An 18,952-nucleotide genomic window follows, 5' to 3' on the forward strand; every position below is an offset into this window, starting at 1 on the left:
TTCATCAACGCGTAAAACCTAGCTAACAGCTTCGTTTCTAGTATATACTAGGTATATTTTATATAACTTATAAACATAAAAAACTTAAACGGTGTCACTAGTAGCTACCAAAGGGCCTTACGATACTATCATCATGATTAAATTTATGATTACAAAATAATGCTTTTGAATTAATCCTGCGTTAAGTGACTCAACAGCGTATTCACTATCTTTAACTATATAATCCAATCCAGCTTGTTTAGCATGTAGCATGCGTAATAACACTTGTTATTGTAAGTCAATAAATATTTGCACACTATCGAGCAACTGTAGCGTATAGACCTGCGCAAACCAATCACTAAACAAAGTGTTATATATAGTCGATTGTTCAATGATAGAGTTATAGTGTTATCACCAGAGTGAATTACTTGCGGTATAAGTATATGTAGTAAATTACGATGGTGGTAAATTTTATTCGTATATTATGGCACTTATATTACAGATGCATTAGATGCAATGGCGACAAGCGCATTACGTAAGTGATCGATTTAGAATGCAGATTAATAACGGAGCAGCGGTAAAGTATAGGGCTTTATGGAGTATAGGCGCATTTAGTGATGCTTTTAACAAGAAACAAGGTTTAACGTGTGCCATCAGATGGCACTTATTAATAGTAAATGAGTGTTGCATTGCTATGGTCAGCAAAGTGTTTGGCTATAATTTTTTATTATAGGCTTGCTGATTCTTGCAAGATTGCATGCCTGACAATCACTGCAAGACTTACCAATTACTCAAAGAGTAATTGAACTGCCTGCTTATATACCTTCCACGTAATTAGCTACAAGAGCTTAACATCAAGCTATAGCTATAACTGATAACCGCTTGCAAGCCTATAATTATCTAATTGTTAATAAGCGCACTTTAAGATAGATAGCTTATCTAAGAATCGCCAAAAAATTTAAAGGCACTATTTAGGCAATCTTTAGTATTGCCAGAGATAAACTAAGAATCAGCATCAATATTAATATTGTATATTATATAGCTTTTGTATACAGTATCCGATACTGTATCTATCTATCAGACAGAATTATATTATAGCTATGCAGCTAGTTAAAAGTCCAGCACATAAGATTTAGGTAGCTACATGTATGTATACCAAGTTATAAGTTTTCTATAAAGCGACGTTACAACAGAAGAAACCTAAGGTCGCATAAGGCCTATGTGCTGATGCACAGTCTTGTTACGCTTAGTAGATGACCATAGTTGGTAGTATCTCAGCAGTGTAATTACATGCAAGCACTGCATGGCTCACATAGTAGTAATCAAGATATTTGAATTAGCTAATAGTGCATTATCGCATAATGCAGTTTATAATATATAAGGCAATATTGTATAATGTAATGACAACTATTACTGGATACTGTATCAGTCGTTTGTAAAATTTACAAATATCAGTATTGGTGATAACTAAAAGCTAGCGCTTGTTTCAAACCAGAGAAGCTCAAATGTTAAACATTTTAATATGATAGAACATAAAGCGAAATACTACCTAAGTCAATCTTAATAATCAAAATTGACAAAACACTGTAATAGCTAAAATCTAAGAACGCTAAAGCACCTACTTAAGGTAAGGAGGTGCAGTTAGTATGAATAACCGATAGCTTTGATTTCAATATGCATGCATTTAAAAAATAATAATAGTTTGACAAAAAACTTTTTAGCAACTTAAGAAGAAGATAATAAAGATCTTCAACAACTTAATGATTATAGCTAATAGCTACGTGGTCTGTCTTACTACTACAAAAGTACACTCTGTAATATTGTTTATATAGTTTCTGATCAGACGATTGATAAAAAATTATGTAGTTATCAATCGCTAATAAAGAGGGGGCATACCAGATTTATCGAGAAGCAACTAGATATTTTAGCGAGTAGTAAATTTTGACTGCTGAAAAATAAAAAAGCTAAATAAATTATTTAGTCATATAGCTTTTTATTTATAAAATAATGGAGAGATAGGGATTTGAACCCTAGGTACCAGCGAAGGTACAACGGATTTCGAATCCGTCCCATTCGACCACTCTGGCATCTCTCCAGCGGAGCATATTATAACAGTGTGTTTCGTAAAAACAAACCATAAGCATAATTTTTTTTAAAAATTATATACTAGATTAAAGCAAAGGCAGTACACAGAAATTACTAATCACCTCTTCATACATGCCAATCATATTAGCGATACTTAAGGCCAAGCCTTACACTCAACATAAAGAGGCTTGCTGATAAATAGTGTGCCCATAACTATCTTTCAGGAACGCATTAAACGTGTACGGGTTAAACTTGACCGCCACTTTGATGCTACAATGCTTAACTAGGCAAATGGTAATATAGTTACGTATAGCATTTATGATATAGATTATATCAAACTTTTTACCAAGTATTCATTGTAGCTTAACGGCTTATTGAATTAAGCCAAAATACTAACCGCTTCAAGCATCTGTATGCCTTACACAGATATGCAGCTTATTATTTGCTATGCTTTTCTAGTCAAATTATTTTATGCGCTTACCATTAAAATGCCAAAGTAGATATATAGTTGTAAAATAGTTAGATTAAGCAATCTGCTGCAACAGTATTGTGTGCTACTGTAGATTCTACAATAATAAAATTATCTATTTTACATAATGAGCTTCGCTTGCCAAGAAAAACAGGCGCAGCTAAAGCGCTACCAATCTTGCCATCCAAACTTAAACACCAGGTATGCCGACTAGTGTTTATTGAAATAAACTAGCTCATAGCACATTTACTACTTAAGAAAGTATTGCTAATAATTACATACTAGCAAATCTTATCAGTGGTTGCCTTTGATTATCAAGGTATTTAAAATCACGGAACCAAGTCTAGTATCTTAAAATATGTGTTGCGTTAGCTCCTATAGGCGTCCGTGCACTACAAAAGTTATGTTTATGCTTAACGTACTAATTTACAGCATCTCAATATCTAATAATAAATTTATATATTGTATTAGTTTGCACGTCCATATTAAAACACAATTACTCAGTTGTCCCAGAAAGCTATAGTACTGAGATAACAAGCACGCATAATGCTGGTTGACTGGCATGATTCATGGATCACTAAGACTTACACCTCTAGATGCTGAAAGAATAATTTTTTCCATAAAAACTTGCAGCAGGCACAACGATATTGTTGTTATTCTCGACAAGTTACTTGCACGTTTACGCTGGCATTGCTGGATAAACCTGGTAGCGCTCAGTGCCGGTTTCTATCTTTTCCCTGGAAAGCTTACTGCCGCATAATTTACTACAACTTAGCTTGTCTTCTCTCTGCTCTTTTATCTTAACCATGTTGATATAGTATAGGCTACGGCTAAAGTTTATATCTTCAATACGCCAAGGCTTATGATACAATGCAAAATTAGCGCGAATCCAGACATGGTTGAGGTCTGGATTCATATTTAGAACTATGTTCCTGCTACTATCTTCAATAAAGCTGACGCGGTTGGGTTTATCGAAGTAACTAGTGGCGAGCGTAATAGGGCCAGGTCGTCATTTTTAGAGATACGGCTCAGCTAGCATATAACTCATGAATTAATTAATGCAGTGTCAACTTCTATATTGACTAAGCGCGGTAAATATACCGCTAGCGATACTGCCAATCACGCGTTTAGCGCTAACTACGTAGACCCATACTGGTATTTGCGCTATGCGCCTGGTTCAATGCGCACACATATACGTAGTTCACTGTCTGATAATATATTACTGGCTTTTAAGCGTTTAGCTATGCTATTGAATAGTTCGCTAATGCGTTGCTACAATGTGGTGAACTCACCAATCTGCAGGAGCCATTGATTAACAAGAAAATCATTATTTTAAAAATATTTTACCACCACTAGCTAAGCTTCAGGAAGCTGACGTCGAACTATGATCTAACGGTTATTGCCGATATTCTGTAGACTATAGTCGCTGACGTCAGGCGTAGCCAAAATTGTCTAATAACGTAGCACAAGCGTACCCATGCTTGATAAAGTGATCAGTAACGTTGTGCGGAGTCAGCACCACATATTCAAGGTGTGCGTCAAAGTTAACGTTAGGCTGGGGTTGCAACAGTTTAGTTGCTTGAGCTGATATATAATCGCTACTGCGGTCATGGAGGTCGGCGATCTGCCCCCCAGCATTAACAGCAAGCTATTAGTGCTGAAAATAATCAAAGCCACTACTGGAAGGTCTGCCTAATCGTTTCATGTGTAAGACCACCTAAATTAAATTAAGACGCCAGACTGGCGTAATGCTTGTCGCAGCGGTTCGTGACAAGCCTCACTGAAACGGGTAAGCGGCAAACGAATACCTTCTGGTATTAAGCCCATCTCAAATAGCGCCCACTTCACAGGAATAGGGTTGGATTCAATAAACAGTGTTTTATTAAGCGGCATCAGCCGCTCATGGATCGCACGCGCGATAGCGGCATCACCGGCGATAGCAGCAGCGCACATATCACTCATAGCCCGCGGCACGACATTAGCAGTCACGGAAATATTCCCCTTGCCACCTAATAGGATCAATTCGACTGCTGTGGCATCATCTCCAGAGTATACCAGGAAGTCTCTGCTTACGCCTGCCAGAATACCCTTAGCACGCTGCAGGTCGCCAGTGGCTTCCTTGATACCAATAATATTGGGTACAGTAGAGAGACGGATTACAGTCTCAACCTTCATGTCACATGCAGTACGGCCGGGAACATTGTAGAGAATCTGAGGAATATCAACCTCTTCAGCAATGACGCGAAAGTGCTGATACAGACCTTCCTGGGTCGGCCTGTTGTAGTATGGAGTTACCAGTAGACAGGCATTAGCGCCAGCTTTCTTGGCGTTCTGTGTTAGCTCAATTGCTTCACGTGTCGAGTTGGCTCCCGTGCCAGCAATCACGGCAATGCGACCAGCAACACGCGTAACCACAAAATTAATAACCTGAATGTGTTCTTTAGCATCCAGGGTGACTGATTCACCTGTAGTGCCGACAACCACAATAGCGTTAGTACCCTCTTGCAGGTGTAAGTCTACTAGTTTGCCCAGGCTATCCCAATCGAGATGACCGCGTGCATTCATAGGAGTAACCAGTGCCACCATACTACCCGCAATCATGCAACCGCTCCTATCAGAAAAAAAAGAGCCGTAATGTTACTGGTGCCAAGATGCTTGTACAAGCGAAGTACCGCCTGAAGATAAGTTATAGATAAATTAAACAATGAATAATACTATTATTTGATTAATGGTGTTACCTGAAGCAGGCTAAAACTAAGCATGATCCCTTAATGCTCATGCCATTTTCTATCTCTTGGTGACGCTTTTCGCTACCTTTTCATACTTTGATCGATTATAGCCAGTAACCATTATAGACTGTTCATTGTTTTAGGAAGGCTGCATGTTTACACCCATAGTTCGAGAACAATTCCTTGTTATCAGCGCCATCGGTACCAACCCTATGGAACTGACTAACGTTATATACCGCGCTAGTCATGAAAACCGCTGCGCTATCGTAACTTCTCGCCTTACACGTCATGGCGTATGCAGCGCGCTAGTCTTGCAGGTTTCTGGCACTTGGGACTCTCTCGCCCGCCTAGAAACAGGCCTACCAGGCCTAACAAAGAAACATGACTTCACTGTTAATGTAGTGCGCAGTGCCGCACTGGTAAGTCGCCCGCAGGCGCTGCCTTATGTGGCATATGTTAGCTCGGTTTACCGCTCAGACATCATCAACAAGCTGTGCCAATTCTTTATTGATCACAATATCGAGTTAGAAAATTTAATCTGCGACACATACCAGATTCCGCAAACTAGCGGAACTATGCTCAATGCTACATTTACCTTAACTTTACCAATCGGCGTGCAAATTAGCTGGCTGCGCGACCAGTTCCTGGATCTCGCCGATGCCCTAAATCTTGATGCCATGATCGAGCCATGGCGCCCACAAAACACAATGTAAGGAAGTATTCATATATGCTAGTAAACATTAGCAAACCTACGACTAATTTTGAAGCTCATGCCACTAACAGCAAGACCTGTATTTTCAAAACAAGGTTGGGATGGTGGTGATTTGCTTCTACCTGAAAACAGCACGCCCAGTTGCTCTGGCAAAGTTTATAGTTTTTGTGACTAGTACACAGGCAAGACTGCTTGCCTCGAGGTCTTGCAGAGTGGCTATCGTGTAACAGAATGCAGTTCCACGAAAATTTTATAGCTGGGCAAAATTTCCTTTTAGTTTTAGCGGTAAAAATAATGAAGCAGTTTGCCAGCTGTTTAATACAGCTGCAGCAAATTGGTCCTCTCCCATTAGATTGCACAACATATCACGTTATGCATAAAAGCCAGCTCAAAATAAGAATAAGACATACATAGCCTTATCGCCTAACTCTTCTAGAGACTATGCTAGAAGAAAACTAACAAGCAGGCATAGTACTGGCACTGTGACCTAGTAATCGCATAAATCAAAGGCGCCAAGTACAAAATGAAACTGAATATAAATAGCAGTTATTTGCCAGATACTCAACAACGTAACTGACTGAATATTGATTAGATAACTAGCACGATCATGTCTTTAAATACTAATGGATTTGCTACTCAAACAAAAAAACCGTACAGCCAATGTAAAAAAACGGGGGCACATTAGACGTACGCAGAGTAATTTACTCTGGTCAACAACTTTAAACAAGCTATGCGTTAACTATATTTTAAATAGCTTCAAACTAGCAACAATTTTCAATGATTCTCATGATCAACTCATGCTAGCATGAGTTGATAAAACAAAAAAATATATTTTTATAGATATTTAGTGCAAGCTATAACAATAAGGCTCCACCACTTTTACCGAACAATAATAATTTTTTATTGAGACTAATCAAGTTAGTTGGTCACTCAGTCAGCTTAAAGGTGATAAAGCTTGCGCTACCCTGATGCAGTACGCGCATAGACACTGAGCGATTTTTTGGTAACGCCTTAGCTATGTCGATAAATTCTCTGGTAGAGTTGATAGCCTGGCTATTTAGATGTGTGATCACATCGCCTGACTGAAGGCCAATTAAGGCAGCTGGACCATCCTGAACTTCCTTAATAACAACACCGCTCTTAAGTTCGAGGCTCTTCTTCTGCTCGTCGGTTAGCTCAACTACAGCTATACCTAAGCGATTACTGCTACGTTCAGCGCCTAATTTAGCATTACCTAAAGCATCTAGGGCCATACCCTCTTCAGGGATCGCACCTACGGTCAGCGCAACAGTCTGACGCTTACCGTCGCGAATCACTTCTAGCTTGGCTTTGTTACCTGCTTTCAAGGCACCTACTAGATGCGGTAAATCAGCTGACATTATTATAGGCTGGCTATTTATGCTGAGAATTACGTCACCTACTTGTAGACCGCCTTTAGCAGCAGGGCCATCGTCTTGGATCTGCGCAACCAGCGCGCCAACTGGTTTATCTAGATGAAACGATTCGGCTAAGTCCTTATTTACTTCCTGTATTACTACGCCTAACCAGCCACGACTAACCTTGCCGCCGCTTTTGAGCTGATTGGAAACGTCCATGGCTACATCGATCGGGATAGCGAAAGATACACCCATAAAACCGCCAGAACGGGTATAGATCTGTGAGTTTATTCCAACTACTTCGCCGGCTAAGTTAAATAGCGGACCGCCAGAATTACCAGGATTAATCGGCACGTCTGTCTGAATAAAGGGCACATAGTTTTCATTTGGTAGACTGCGGCCAATTGCGCTCACTATACCCTGAGTTACAGTATGATCGAAGCCAAACGGTGAACCAATCGCGGCTACCCATTGCCCAGCTTTTAGATCTTGGGATTTGCCTAACCTTAGTACCGGTAGGTTTTGGCTTTCAATTTTTAACAGTGCCACATCAGAGCGTTGGTCAGTGCCTACTAGTTTGGCTTTCAACTCACTACGATCTGCTAGACGCACAAGAATTTCGTCAGCATCAACAATCACGTGGTTGTTGGTAAGAATATAGCCGTCAGATGAAATAATGAAACCCGACCCCAGGGACTGCGCCTCACGCTGACCACTACCGCTACGTGGGGGGCGTTGTTGTGGCAAGCCACGTTCAAAAAACTCGCGTAGCATAGGCGGCAAGCCTTCTAGGTCCGGTATCTGCCGGATGGAAACTTTACGATCCGGTAGCTTCTGCGTAGTACTAATGTTTACTACGGCAGGTGAAGCCTGCTCCACCAGTTGGGCAAAGTCTGGTAGCTCAGACGCTTGCGCAGACACGGTCTGACCCAGTATCAACACAGTGGCAACTATGAATAGGTAAGACTTCAAACGTAGTATCGACATACAGTTCCCATTACAACAAGCATGGTTGAGCGATAAGGTTCAAAAAATACCAAAAACTATAAACGGCATATTTGTTCCACAAATAAAATACAATATAGAGTCGATAAGCTTTGACCTGCAAACAAATTCCAGTACCTTACAAGTTGAAATACTCATTCAAAAATTTCATTTCTAAGCCCTCCACAATCCCTTCAATCCGCAATCCCCATAAACAAGCATTGGCCCATGCTGACAACTTAGGACAAACATATGATTAATAACTAACAGTTTACCGGCAATATTTTAACTACGCATTGATAGTACAATACGTTCAGTGGTCCCAACAAAGATTTCGCCGACAAACTACCATAGATTTACTATCGAATGCGCCAAAACATAGCGACACGGTAATCGTTGAGATTATATTTAGTGTATATACTAGTTCACACTTCCAACTATCAATTAATATAATCATTGCATTACGACTGGACACGTGAGATTTGTCAATAAAGACTCATTCATAGAACTCAATCAGTATTTGCTGGCCTAGTACGTAGGAAGGCGTATCAGGCAGACCATTGAGGTTGGCCGTTAAGTGTTACCTGCACATTATATATGTCTTACCCACCACAACAGCACCAATTAATAGATAAAACAATCGATCTGCTAAAACTACTTAAAGACATAATAATCCTAGATAGATGCCACAGTACTAATGCTTTGCGCGCCTAAGTTGGGTCAGCCACTTGTAATCTGTATTAGCATTGGTGGACAGCACAAAGCAAGCCACTAAGCAAAAAACATAATTAGCAGAATAGCACGGATGGTGGTCCTCTTTAGTTAGTAGTTGAATTATTTCAACAGCTTTCTAAGCTGACCATGCAAGCGTATAGCAAAACGCTTTCAGTAACTTGCAAGGTTGATTCCTGTGAGTATCAACGCAATTAGTCTAGAACGCGCTGATCATGCGAACCAGAATAAACTTCCTGAAGTACATAGTTAGCTTTGTGGCTAATGGTAATTAGAACATTTCCTTGTAATCGAGCAGTACCGCTACACTTGTAACTTGCCAATCATTCATGATTAACCACTCAATTTATTTAGCGAAACAGGTACCGATAATTATATTCTGGTTATATGTAGGAGAACACTTATCAGCACCGCAACAATTACCTAAGCAGTAACTACTAAGCGACTTAAGCTCACACCATAAACCACTAGTAGCTTGAACAGGAATAGATTCATCAGCCAGAGTAACAAAAAACAGCTGCAGCATTGTCCAGATAATAAATTAGAAGACCTTTATGCATCGTGGCCTTAATCACTTAGTAATAAGACTGATATCACTGGTTTCGGCACTATTAAATGCATGAAGCGCTCGAAGAAGTTCCCGTTAATTCGCTTTGTGATAAATCACTACATAACAGTGATTACTACAGGTCATTATGACTCATGGTAGTTTAGTCTTTAGGCTGTTGCTATCTTTAGTTTTCTTGCAATAACGGCTGCAAAGCCTTATCGATCAATTCCCTGGCTCGGAAAATCCTAGACCTTACAGTTCCCATCGGACATTGCATGATATTCGCAATGTCTTCATAGCTAAGAAAAGAGAATTCACGTAAGATCAATGCTGTACGTGAATCTTCTGGTAGTTGCTGAATTGCTTGGTAAACGGCGCCTTTCATCTCGTCGCGTAGCAAGGCACGTTCTGGTGACTCGAGATCTTTTAGATTGTAATTGCTATCATAAAATTCTGTATGTTCCAAGCTTATGTCAATACCTAGTAAATGACGTCTATTAGACACCAAATAATTTTTAGCCGCGTTAATGGCGATGCGGTACAACCACGTATAAAACGCACTATCACCGCGAAAATTACCAAGTGCACAATATGCCCTGACAAGGACTTCCTGTGTCACATCTTGTGCTTCATGGGTATCATGCACAAATCGCACGATCAATCCAAGAATTTTGTGCTGATATTTCAGCGCTAGTAGATCAAATGCTCGCTTATCGCCGCGTTGAACGCAATCAACTAGTTGTTGATCTTCTGCCTTGGCTAGCATAAGTGCTCCTCGCTATAATTGAAGGAGATTCATATATAACTAAATAATTAGACTTGTAAACATAAGCAAGCAATTTTCGCAAAACCATCACCTAGAAGCAAATTTCCAGCATACACTTATTTGGCGTACAAAAAACATAGAGTAGTCTTAGCCGTCTGCATCGATAATCTTTTACTGGTTTCTTGATATGCAAAATGCTCTCTACAAAACAACAAACTAAACGCTTTCTTAGCTTTTAAGCTACCTGCTATTGTAGTCACAGTTCATGCAAAAAGTTACCATGCTACTTATATTAACTAGTATGGCGGTATGGTTTTTGCTGTATACCGCAATCTCACATTGCCACAAATACCAAGATATTAGGTCACTTACTACTATAATATTAATTATTTATATAACTACTTTAATTCATCCACCCAAACATCAGGCTTATCTAGCTGGTCAGATCGCTTTACAGAATCCTAAAAAATCAAGCCAATAGTTTTAACATGATATTGTGGCAATTAAATAGTAGTACAATTAAAGTATATAGCCTGAACCATCTTCAGCCATCTGTACACCGCCATGCCAAACAAATACGATTAGCTAACGGCTCACAACGTTCTTAGCTCAGGCTGTGCCAGGGTTACTATAACTGAACATTTAATCTATCCAAAGTGACTAACTATGGAGTTAAATCCATTCCACTTTATCTTATAATATCATCCGTAAATCACAAGTTTTTTAGAGATTACTAAAACCCTGCACACTGAAAGTACTCACCTAGCACTGCCGAATGCTTAGAAGTTCATGCAATGCATTGAACTGCCAGTAGAGCTGACGCCACTGGATATCGTTACCCACATCATTTAGACTTACTATTCATAACTTCCACGAACGCTGCAAAACTTTCAAAATCGACATCACCAGATGTCTAAACATGAACTTTAACTGTGGAATACACTTACGTGGCGCACCAACATAATTAGCCTGCAACACAATTAGCACCATGTGTAGTTTCTGCTGAGCTATGGTAATTATGGGCAAATTTTATTTGCTATTAAAGTTAATCATAAACATGATCTTGTTAAACTACCCTACCAATGTAGAATGCTTAATGTTTAAGTCAACCATAGAACGCAAGGACAACAATAACCTGTATTTGAATATATTTCATTTAAACCAGGCATGATCTAAAATCATTCGAACCATACGCTGTAATTCCGAATCCTTAGGTGTAGCGCGCTCCATAAACCAGCTAAATATGTCGTAATCTTCGTAAGTCAGCAACCTAACATAAAGTTCGCGATCTACCTTATCGAGCCTCGCATACACATCTGTAATAAAAGGCACTAGCAACACATCTAGCTCCAGCATACTACGACGACTACGCCAGTAAAGGCAATTGATGTCTACATCCTTGACCATGAATCATTCCTCACATCTATACTAAATAGATATATAGAACTAGCACTAGCGTACTAATCGATTTGAACTGCCCTGTACTGAAGCTATTCATGTACAGAATACCTTTCTATAATATAGACATAACTTTTTCATTTGCGATAAATTATGGTTGATTATGCTTTTTTTTGCCCGCTTACACACGAAGGCGTTCTTGCTGTTCGCGGCTCCGACAGCGCCGAGTTTTTACAAGGACAACTAACCTGCAACCTAAATTACCTCAGTAATAGTCAAGCTAGCCTAGGGGCACGCTGCACGCAAAAAGGCCGCATGCAGTCAAGTTTTCGCATCCTACTGCAAAGTGACGGCGTATTGCTGGCTATGGCTAATGGGTTACTTGAACCGCAACTAGTAGATCTGAAGAAATACGCTATGTTCTCCAAATCTAAGCTAATTAACGAAAGCGCTGCCTGGGTACGCTTTGGCCTATCAAATGCGGATCAGGCTATGGCAGCCATAGGCCTTGCACTGCCAATAGAAACAGATAGCGTCGTACGCACAGATACGTTAATCGCTGTTCGCGTCTCTCCAGGTCGCGCTGAACTTTGGGTATCCGCCAAGCAAGCAGACGCCATACGCAATCAATTGACCAACAAACTGCAACAAGCTAACTTAAATGACTGGCTGTTAGGCCAGATCCGTGCTGGCATTGGTCAAGTTATGCCGCAGACTAGTGAATTATTCATCCCACAGATGTTAAACCTACAGGCTATAGGCGGTGTTAGCTTTAAGAAAGGCTGCTACACTGGACAAGAAATCGTCGCGCGCATGCAATACTTAGGTATGTGCAAAAGGCGCCTGTATCGACTGAGTTTAAGTTCTACAGAATTACCCAAGCCAGGTACGCAGCTATTCTCACGAAACCATAACAGCACAATCAGTAAAGTCGTCATCGCAGCAAAAGCTGATCAATCGATTGAGCTTTTAGCAGTGCTGCACATCGAGGCTGCTAACAGCTGCGATGTGCACATAGGTACCATGGATGGCCCACGTCTCAACCTACTAGACCTGCCATATTTACTGGATCGCGATAAAGAGATACAGCGTTAATAACGATACTTTTTACAACACCATAAGAGCACGTTAACCCATAACCTAGTGGAAAACTAGTACATGCTTTAGTACAGGCTATCCATAATAATCACCATATTCTACCAACATTAATTGTAAATATTTTTGAAAAAATAGTCAGCTTAACAAAAGAGTGAGAAATCAATATCAGATATTTGTAAAAAGTATTCAATGATGAATACTGCTATTTCAGCTAGCTCTATCAAAGTGGCGAACAGCTAGCAGCTGCAAAATCCAAAAAAATTTAGGACCTGTAATACTGACATCAAACAGCTTAATAGTTACTTATCTAGTAACCTGCTGATGGCACAGATATTCATTGCTCTTTCTAAAATCATCGAGGTCAAAATAGGTAAGTATGGTGCGGCAGCTGAATAATTTAGCATGATTGCCTTGCTGGCACGTTGTCATATAGTACAGCTTGACATATCTAAATTACATCGGTATCGTGTATGTCAGTTAATATCTTGTTATCGCAGCATCACATGTTAGTCCCAAACATGACAACTTTAATCTGCTGGCAATCAGCAAACTACGAATCAACACTAAAATAAAACACTGCGCAATAAACTAGATAAAAAATACTAAATATTTTTAGTGATCAGCTATCAATAAAGTTCACCAGCACCTTCAAACCTGCTGACTCTAGTATTAAGTTCCTAAATCACTACTGCGCAGACCAGTAGCTCTGGTCGAGCTTAAATTACTGTCAGTAGAGATCATAACTCGTGACCGCGTTTAGTAATAAGTTATGCAATGGCAATTGAACTGCCAGCATAATCAATAGGTAAAAATAATTAAAAACGTAACAGTTGTTTGATTCAGCACAGAAGTTTTATATACTCTTATAGTACAGTTTCACCTAGTTGCGGCGGTGAAGATTGCATCACTGAATTTTTTTAAAAATACTGGATAGTTGTAGTCAGGTAATCTTAATTTTTCATTTAACGTAAATATGCAATAGCATGGTGTACTGCCGTGATACGGCATGCTAAAGCATATAAGTTTTGGTAATAGCGCATGTATGCTGGCAACTTTTAAGTCTTTGCCAGAAGACTGCACATCGCGATTTTACCCTATGCACATAACTTATACTAGTAACTTATGGTAGCTGGCCAGTTCTGTATCCAATTTGTATCCTGGTAACCTTGGTTACCATCTTCAGTCGCGTATTTTTTGCTAAGTCTGATCTTCATTAGATTGCATCTTAATCGGTACAGCGTCAATATAGCGCTTGTCACTTTTACTAGTTGTAAAATTTTAGTATACTGATACAATAAAGTCTTAATGTATTTACCTTAAGCAAGATCACAGGCAGCATTGCTGAAATAAACTTCACCACCAAATATTACAACCCATAGTACTAAACACGATGATACAAATGGTATCATTTATTGTTTGTATCGCATCTAGTGTGACCATTATTGAAGTATTGAGCTGATAACCCAATAAAATCTAAAGCTATCACACATATATGGTTATACTAAACTTTTAGATAAATGGCAAACGCCACTCAATCGGCATTTCATTATTCTGTTCAATAAACTTGTTGGCCTTACTGAAATGCCCACAACCTAAAAACCCACGATACGCCGACAAAGGCGATGGATGCACGGACGTCAACACAAGATGCTTAGTCATATCTATCAAGTTTTGCTTGCCTTGCGCATGGGCACCCCATAACATAAATACCAAGTGCCGCTGATGCTCGCTGACTACTTTTATAATCCTGTCAGTAAAAAACTGCCAACCCTTACCAGCATGCGCGTTTGCATTAGCGCGCTCTACAGTCATAGTCGTATTAAGCATTAACACGCCCTGGTCTGCCCAGCTCTGCAGGCAACCATGGTTAGGGATATTAATGTTCAGGTCACGACGTAGTTCTTTATAGATATTGACCAGTGATGGCGGAATTGGTAGGCCAGGTTGCACCGAAAAGCACAAACCGTGGGCTTGGCCAGGTCCATGGTATGGGTCTTGGCCTAAAATCACTATTTTGACCTTATCTAGAGGGGTGGAGTTAAGCGCACTAAAAATCAACTGCTTCGGTGGGTAAATCTCTTTGCATGCATCATATTCCCGGCGTAAAAATGCGCGTAACTCTACCATGTACGGCTTGTTTAACTCGTCTAGCAGGGCATACTTCCAGCTTGGTTCAAGTTTAATACGGATGTTGTCAGTCATGGTCAAATCATTTTGTAACAAAACATGAGAAAACCTTATAAAGTCAAATTGCGCTTATCAATTAATTTTACACACAAGTAGTTTGTTTCTTATAAATTAATGATAATAATCTATCAATTTATTAATTGAGATCAGTGATAAAGATATACTTCGAAAATCTAACCGCAGAATTTTATTGATGCCGAATACCGTACAAACACTTAACCCAAACAGCCAATCTATTGAAGCCAGAACTATGCCCTTAGCGTGAACATGTGTTTGCTGCAAAATGCAACAGCGTGCATCGTCACACTAAGCAGTCGCTTCATGATGCTAAAATTAGCAGTGAGCCTGTTTGCAGATATAGGAACTAGCCAATCCATATCGCACTTGCTAGGCAAGTTTGCATTATTTCTTGAGCTAACTAAATTGTCTATATAAACAGCCTGCGCTCCTTAGAAGGGAGCGCAGGCTGACCTATGGCCACATACTTTTATGGTAATAATATTTAGCAAACCCGATACCTGTTTTGATCCAGGTTTCCAGATAGAATCATACTGCCAAAACTAGCATTGCTATCATCGCTAGCAATTTCCACAAAGACGTTCTAGAATCAAAAAAAGACTAGTAGAGCCATCCTAATTGGCACTAGCACCAATCTCAGTATAGCCCCATAAGTCATGGTAAAATCGTCCTAATGCGGATCAGGACGCTAAAAATACGCTAGCTGATTTACCAGACCACTTACAGACAAGTAATTATTTCATATACTGAACTATAAGTCAATAATTGACAGACTAGCTAACATTCGCAAATGTAGATGTCTTGAGTTAAGAAATTAAGCAGCTATAGCTACTTATGTAGCATAGCGGTCAGCAACATAGTGTTTAAGCATGCCTGACGCGCTGTACCACAAAACTCTATACCGCCCAGTTATTTATTACGGCAGTAATATCGCTATACTCACCAAAATTATAAAATAATAATAATATAATTATTAAGCAGATAGCTCCATCAACCTATCTAATTCTTAGGCATATATCACTGACGTTACTACAGTGAAGTGCTATTAAAATTTATACAATAGCTATTGAGTCTAAAATTATTGATAAACAGCTGGTATAAAAAACAGCACTGAATGCGTCGCCTGAAACCATCGCCACCATGATTGCTCTAATTTTAGTTTAGATACTGGAAGTATCTATCCCGCAACTATATGATGTGACAATAAGTTGTATTATAGTTACAATACGGTATAAATACAGAAAGAGTAAAGCTGAAAAAACAACTCAGTGATAATGATAATAGTCGTCTTGTGTATGACAACCTATTAAACAGTCTGAAAACATTATCAGCGACTTTTAAAAAATATTTATTATTTAACGACATAACAAGATATCTAATAGTACCATTTTTAATTTAATATATTTTTAATATAATTCAAAATATCTACTTTGAATAAACTGAATACTTCTTCGCAACACGCTAACGCGCCAACACAAAACACTACTATAGCCATATAGCCAACTTATTCACTTAATGCAAACTAATCACCTACAAACCAGCCATCCACTTAGCACAATTAAATCTTTAGTTATCCAGTAAAGAGTGCATCGTAGATTCTCATTACTGCAATTTACAACAGTGAAATATAGCTTCCGCCCACTTTTAAGTGGATGGCTGGTCAAAAAAGTTCACTATCTCTAGTTAATTATACGGATAGATAAAAGCCTGGAAGATAGGCAGCAGTTTACTGAACCACATTTAAATTCAATTAATTTTACCTGCCCGGTTCAGCGCCTTAATCACCGTATTGAGCTTTTAAAGCTCAAAAATCTTTACCCCTAAACAATTTAAAGTTATCTATCACACCAATGATCTAAGGCTAGCAGCTAGCCAATCGAAAATTTTGGTGGAAATTGATGGGTTGTCTACCCATACGCATACAGTCTGTGTAACTTAGAGAGTTATCCGTTTGCAAAACACGCCGCAGATGTATAACCGTTGCCTGGATAGCTCAGCACTTAACGGTAAACCGTGATTGTTACGATTATTTGACTAAGTCAGTTTATACTCATTGGCTACTCACAAGATGGTATAAATCTATCTAAATTTTAGATACCTGGATACTTTACAATACCAGTTAGCCATATTTAATTTAAAATTAATCAGAATTTGCTTATATCAAAATTTCTAGCATTAACACGTTTCGTACACATTAGCAGCACATTGTTACCGCTTAATACGAGCGCTAATTCGCTATCGGCTCAACGCATTTATACAGTAAAAAGATCGAGGCACCAATAATAAAAAATATACTATTATCGGCTAATTAATTAATATTAAATATTATATTGCTAGCAAACCTTGATTAGTTTAGGTAACTGAACCAAACTAGTATTTGGTAGTGATTACAGACTTATAACAATAAACATCCAAAGCATGGAACTATTAGTAAGTACCATATGCAAGATCCAGGTGCAAGAAGATGGGCAGCAATGGCGCCGCACAATAAATGGTAGGTTACGGAACATGGCTGACTTATATATTTTTTGTATGCTAAACTAACTATAAATCTATTACTAGACAATCTATAACAACGCTTACCTGTAAGGACAACACCACATCACCATCCCAAGTAACGCTCTACTACAACTGCACGACAAACCAAGCATTATAACCATGGTGATCACTTATAATTTACATGCTGAGCGTGGCAGAACTGAACTATGTATCAGCTTAATCGCGCTGTCATACCTATCTCATCAGACACTGATACGTAAGTGACAGATGGATACTTTGTGTCAGGCTCTAAATGACTATTTCTGTCAAGCAAAATAGCACAAACGCTGTCTCTGGATCAGGAGCAATTTTTAGCCGCAATATCCAGTAATAACTACAAGCCATACTAAACGACGGTGAGTTTGGCACCACTTATGCCTCAGCCAAGTGTATCTCCCTACTTACTAAGCCGGTTCACCGAGTAAGGGTGCACCTCGATCAGTGTACTGTCACTGCTAGACAGAGCGTAGTCTTTATACCAAAATGTAAATCAAATGTTGATTAACAGAGATATTATGTTGTACATCTATAATAGAACTAGTGTTTATGTAGCTATAAATATCAATACTAAAAGCTAAAAAGCATATTAGACATAGTATTTTAGTATGTTCTTGCGTATACTCTTATACACTAAGCATTACCTCAGAAAAACCTTGTAGCACCTCTAAGTAACGCGATTCTTACTCGCTTATATACTTTATTTAATACACCAATTCTCTCTGCATAGAAAATCAATCTGCACACAGCCAACTTTCAATAAGTTAGCCACATCTTGGTTATAGTCGACATGCATATTCCATGATCACTGCGTAATGCGCAGAAACTCAACATTACTCTGCTCAGTTACTTGTTAAATAAATTTGATGGATATATGCTGAGTAAGTAGGAAACAAAATGTTAATGATTCTTTACATTAGTCACGCTCAATATATTGAACAAAGCGCCGCCGACCCAAGCACACGATAAGCTAAACTGGCTAACATACTCACCAATGCCATAAGCGTTGATATAAACACTGTAGCGGAAATGCGTTAGACGAAATACCAGAGAAGATACGGGTAAATTTAAGTTACATATGGAACAACGTTTAACTAAAAGTCATACTCGTACTCTACGAGTACACAATAATAATGCAGACTAATTCATAAAAAATAGAAACAAAACACATTTTTTAAAGCTTTGCTGTATATTCAGGTATATACGACTAGCTGACGATTGATATTTTATCGCCCATGTTCAAGATAATAATCCTGAAACTATTCTTGTTCTTCTGATTCATGTGTTACTAAATAGGTAAAATCAAGACTTTCTGCGCTACCGTTATATTTATT

The 18,952-nt window shown here is 38.9% G+C and carries 9 protein-coding genes and 1 tRNA gene; 3 read left to right on the plus strand and 7 right to left on the minus strand.

The features are described from left to right. Nucleotides 1-1,987: 1,987 nt before the first annotated feature. Together C3B55_RS03205 and C3B55_RS03210 are read right to left on the minus strand one after the other, a co-directional pair. Nucleotides 1,988-2,074: transfer RNA gene (locus tag C3B55_RS03205), tRNA-Ser, on the minus strand. A 1,138-nt stretch (nt 2,075-3,212) separates the two neighbouring features. Further along, nucleotides 3,213-3,449: a hypothetical protein gene (locus C3B55_RS03210; RefSeq protein WP_129211408.1), complete on the minus strand. Its 237-nt coding sequence runs from the start codon at nt 3,447-3,449 to the stop codon at nt 3,213-3,215. A gap of 147 nt (nt 3,450-3,596) precedes the next feature. On the opposite strand from C3B55_RS03210, the gene C3B55_RS03215 reads away from it, so the two are divergent. Beyond that, a complete protein-coding gene (locus C3B55_RS03215) occupies nt 3,597-3,845 on the plus strand; it encodes a hypothetical protein (protein ID WP_129211410.1) in 249 nt (82 codons plus the stop codon). 410 nt (nt 3,846-4,255) lie between these two features. Here the strand turns inward: C3B55_RS03215 and dapA are convergent, their stop codons facing one another. Further along, nucleotides 4,256-5,134 carry a 4-hydroxy-tetrahydrodipicolinate synthase gene (dapA, locus tag C3B55_RS03220; protein WP_129211412.1) on the minus strand — a complete coding sequence of 293 codons (879 nt, stop codon included), beginning with the start codon at nt 5,132-5,134 and terminating at the stop codon, nt 4,256-4,258. 280 nt (nt 5,135-5,414) lie between these two features. On the opposite strand from dapA, the gene C3B55_RS03225 reads away from it, so the two are divergent. Continuing rightward, complete coding sequence (locus C3B55_RS03225) at nt 5,415-5,975, plus strand: glycine cleavage system transcriptional repressor (protein WP_129211414.1); 561 nt, start codon at nt 5,415-5,417, stop codon at nt 5,973-5,975. A gap of 925 nt (nt 5,976-6,900) precedes the next feature. On the opposite strand, the gene C3B55_RS03230 is transcribed toward C3B55_RS03225, so the two are convergent. The 3 genes from C3B55_RS03230 to C3B55_RS03240 all read right to left on the minus strand — a co-directional run bounded on the left by C3B55_RS03230 (nt 6,901) and on the right by C3B55_RS03240 (nt 11,789). Further along, nucleotides 6,901-8,337 (minus strand): DegQ family serine endoprotease, encoded by a 1,437-nt coding sequence (locus C3B55_RS03230; RefSeq protein ID WP_129211416.1) that lies wholly within the window; start codon nt 8,335-8,337, stop codon nt 6,901-6,903. Between the two features lie 1,463 nt (nt 8,338-9,800). Further along, nucleotides 9,801-10,382: an RNA polymerase sigma factor RpoE gene (gene rpoE, locus C3B55_RS03235; RefSeq protein WP_129211418.1), complete on the minus strand. Its 582-nt coding sequence runs from the start codon at nt 10,380-10,382 to the stop codon at nt 9,801-9,803. A gap of 1,152 nt (nt 10,383-11,534) precedes the next feature. After that, entirely contained in the window at nt 11,535-11,789 is a 255-nt protein-coding gene (locus tag C3B55_RS03240; protein ID WP_129211420.1) for an FAD assembly factor SdhE, read from the minus strand. 144 nt (nt 11,790-11,933) lie between these two features. Between C3B55_RS03240 and ygfZ the strand changes: the two genes are divergently transcribed. Further along, nucleotides 11,934-12,875, plus strand: a complete 942-nt coding sequence (gene ygfZ, locus C3B55_RS03245; RefSeq protein WP_129211422.1) for a CAF17-like 4Fe-4S cluster assembly/insertion protein YgfZ — start codon at nt 11,934-11,936, stop codon at nt 12,873-12,875. A 1,512-nt stretch (nt 12,876-14,387) separates the two neighbouring features. On the opposite strand, the gene ung is transcribed toward ygfZ, so the two are convergent. Further along, nucleotides 14,388-15,080, minus strand: a complete 693-nt coding sequence (ung, locus tag C3B55_RS03250) for a uracil-DNA glycosylase (RefSeq protein WP_129211424.1) — start codon at nt 15,078-15,080, stop codon at nt 14,388-14,390. Nucleotides 15,081-18,952 lie beyond the last annotated feature (3,872 nt).

The sequence above is a fragment of the Candidatus Pseudomonas adelgestsugas genome, assembly GCF_004124255.1.
Taxonomy (GTDB): domain Bacteria; phylum Pseudomonadota; class Gammaproteobacteria; order Pseudomonadales; family Pseudomonadaceae; genus Aquipseudomonas; species Aquipseudomonas adelgestsugas.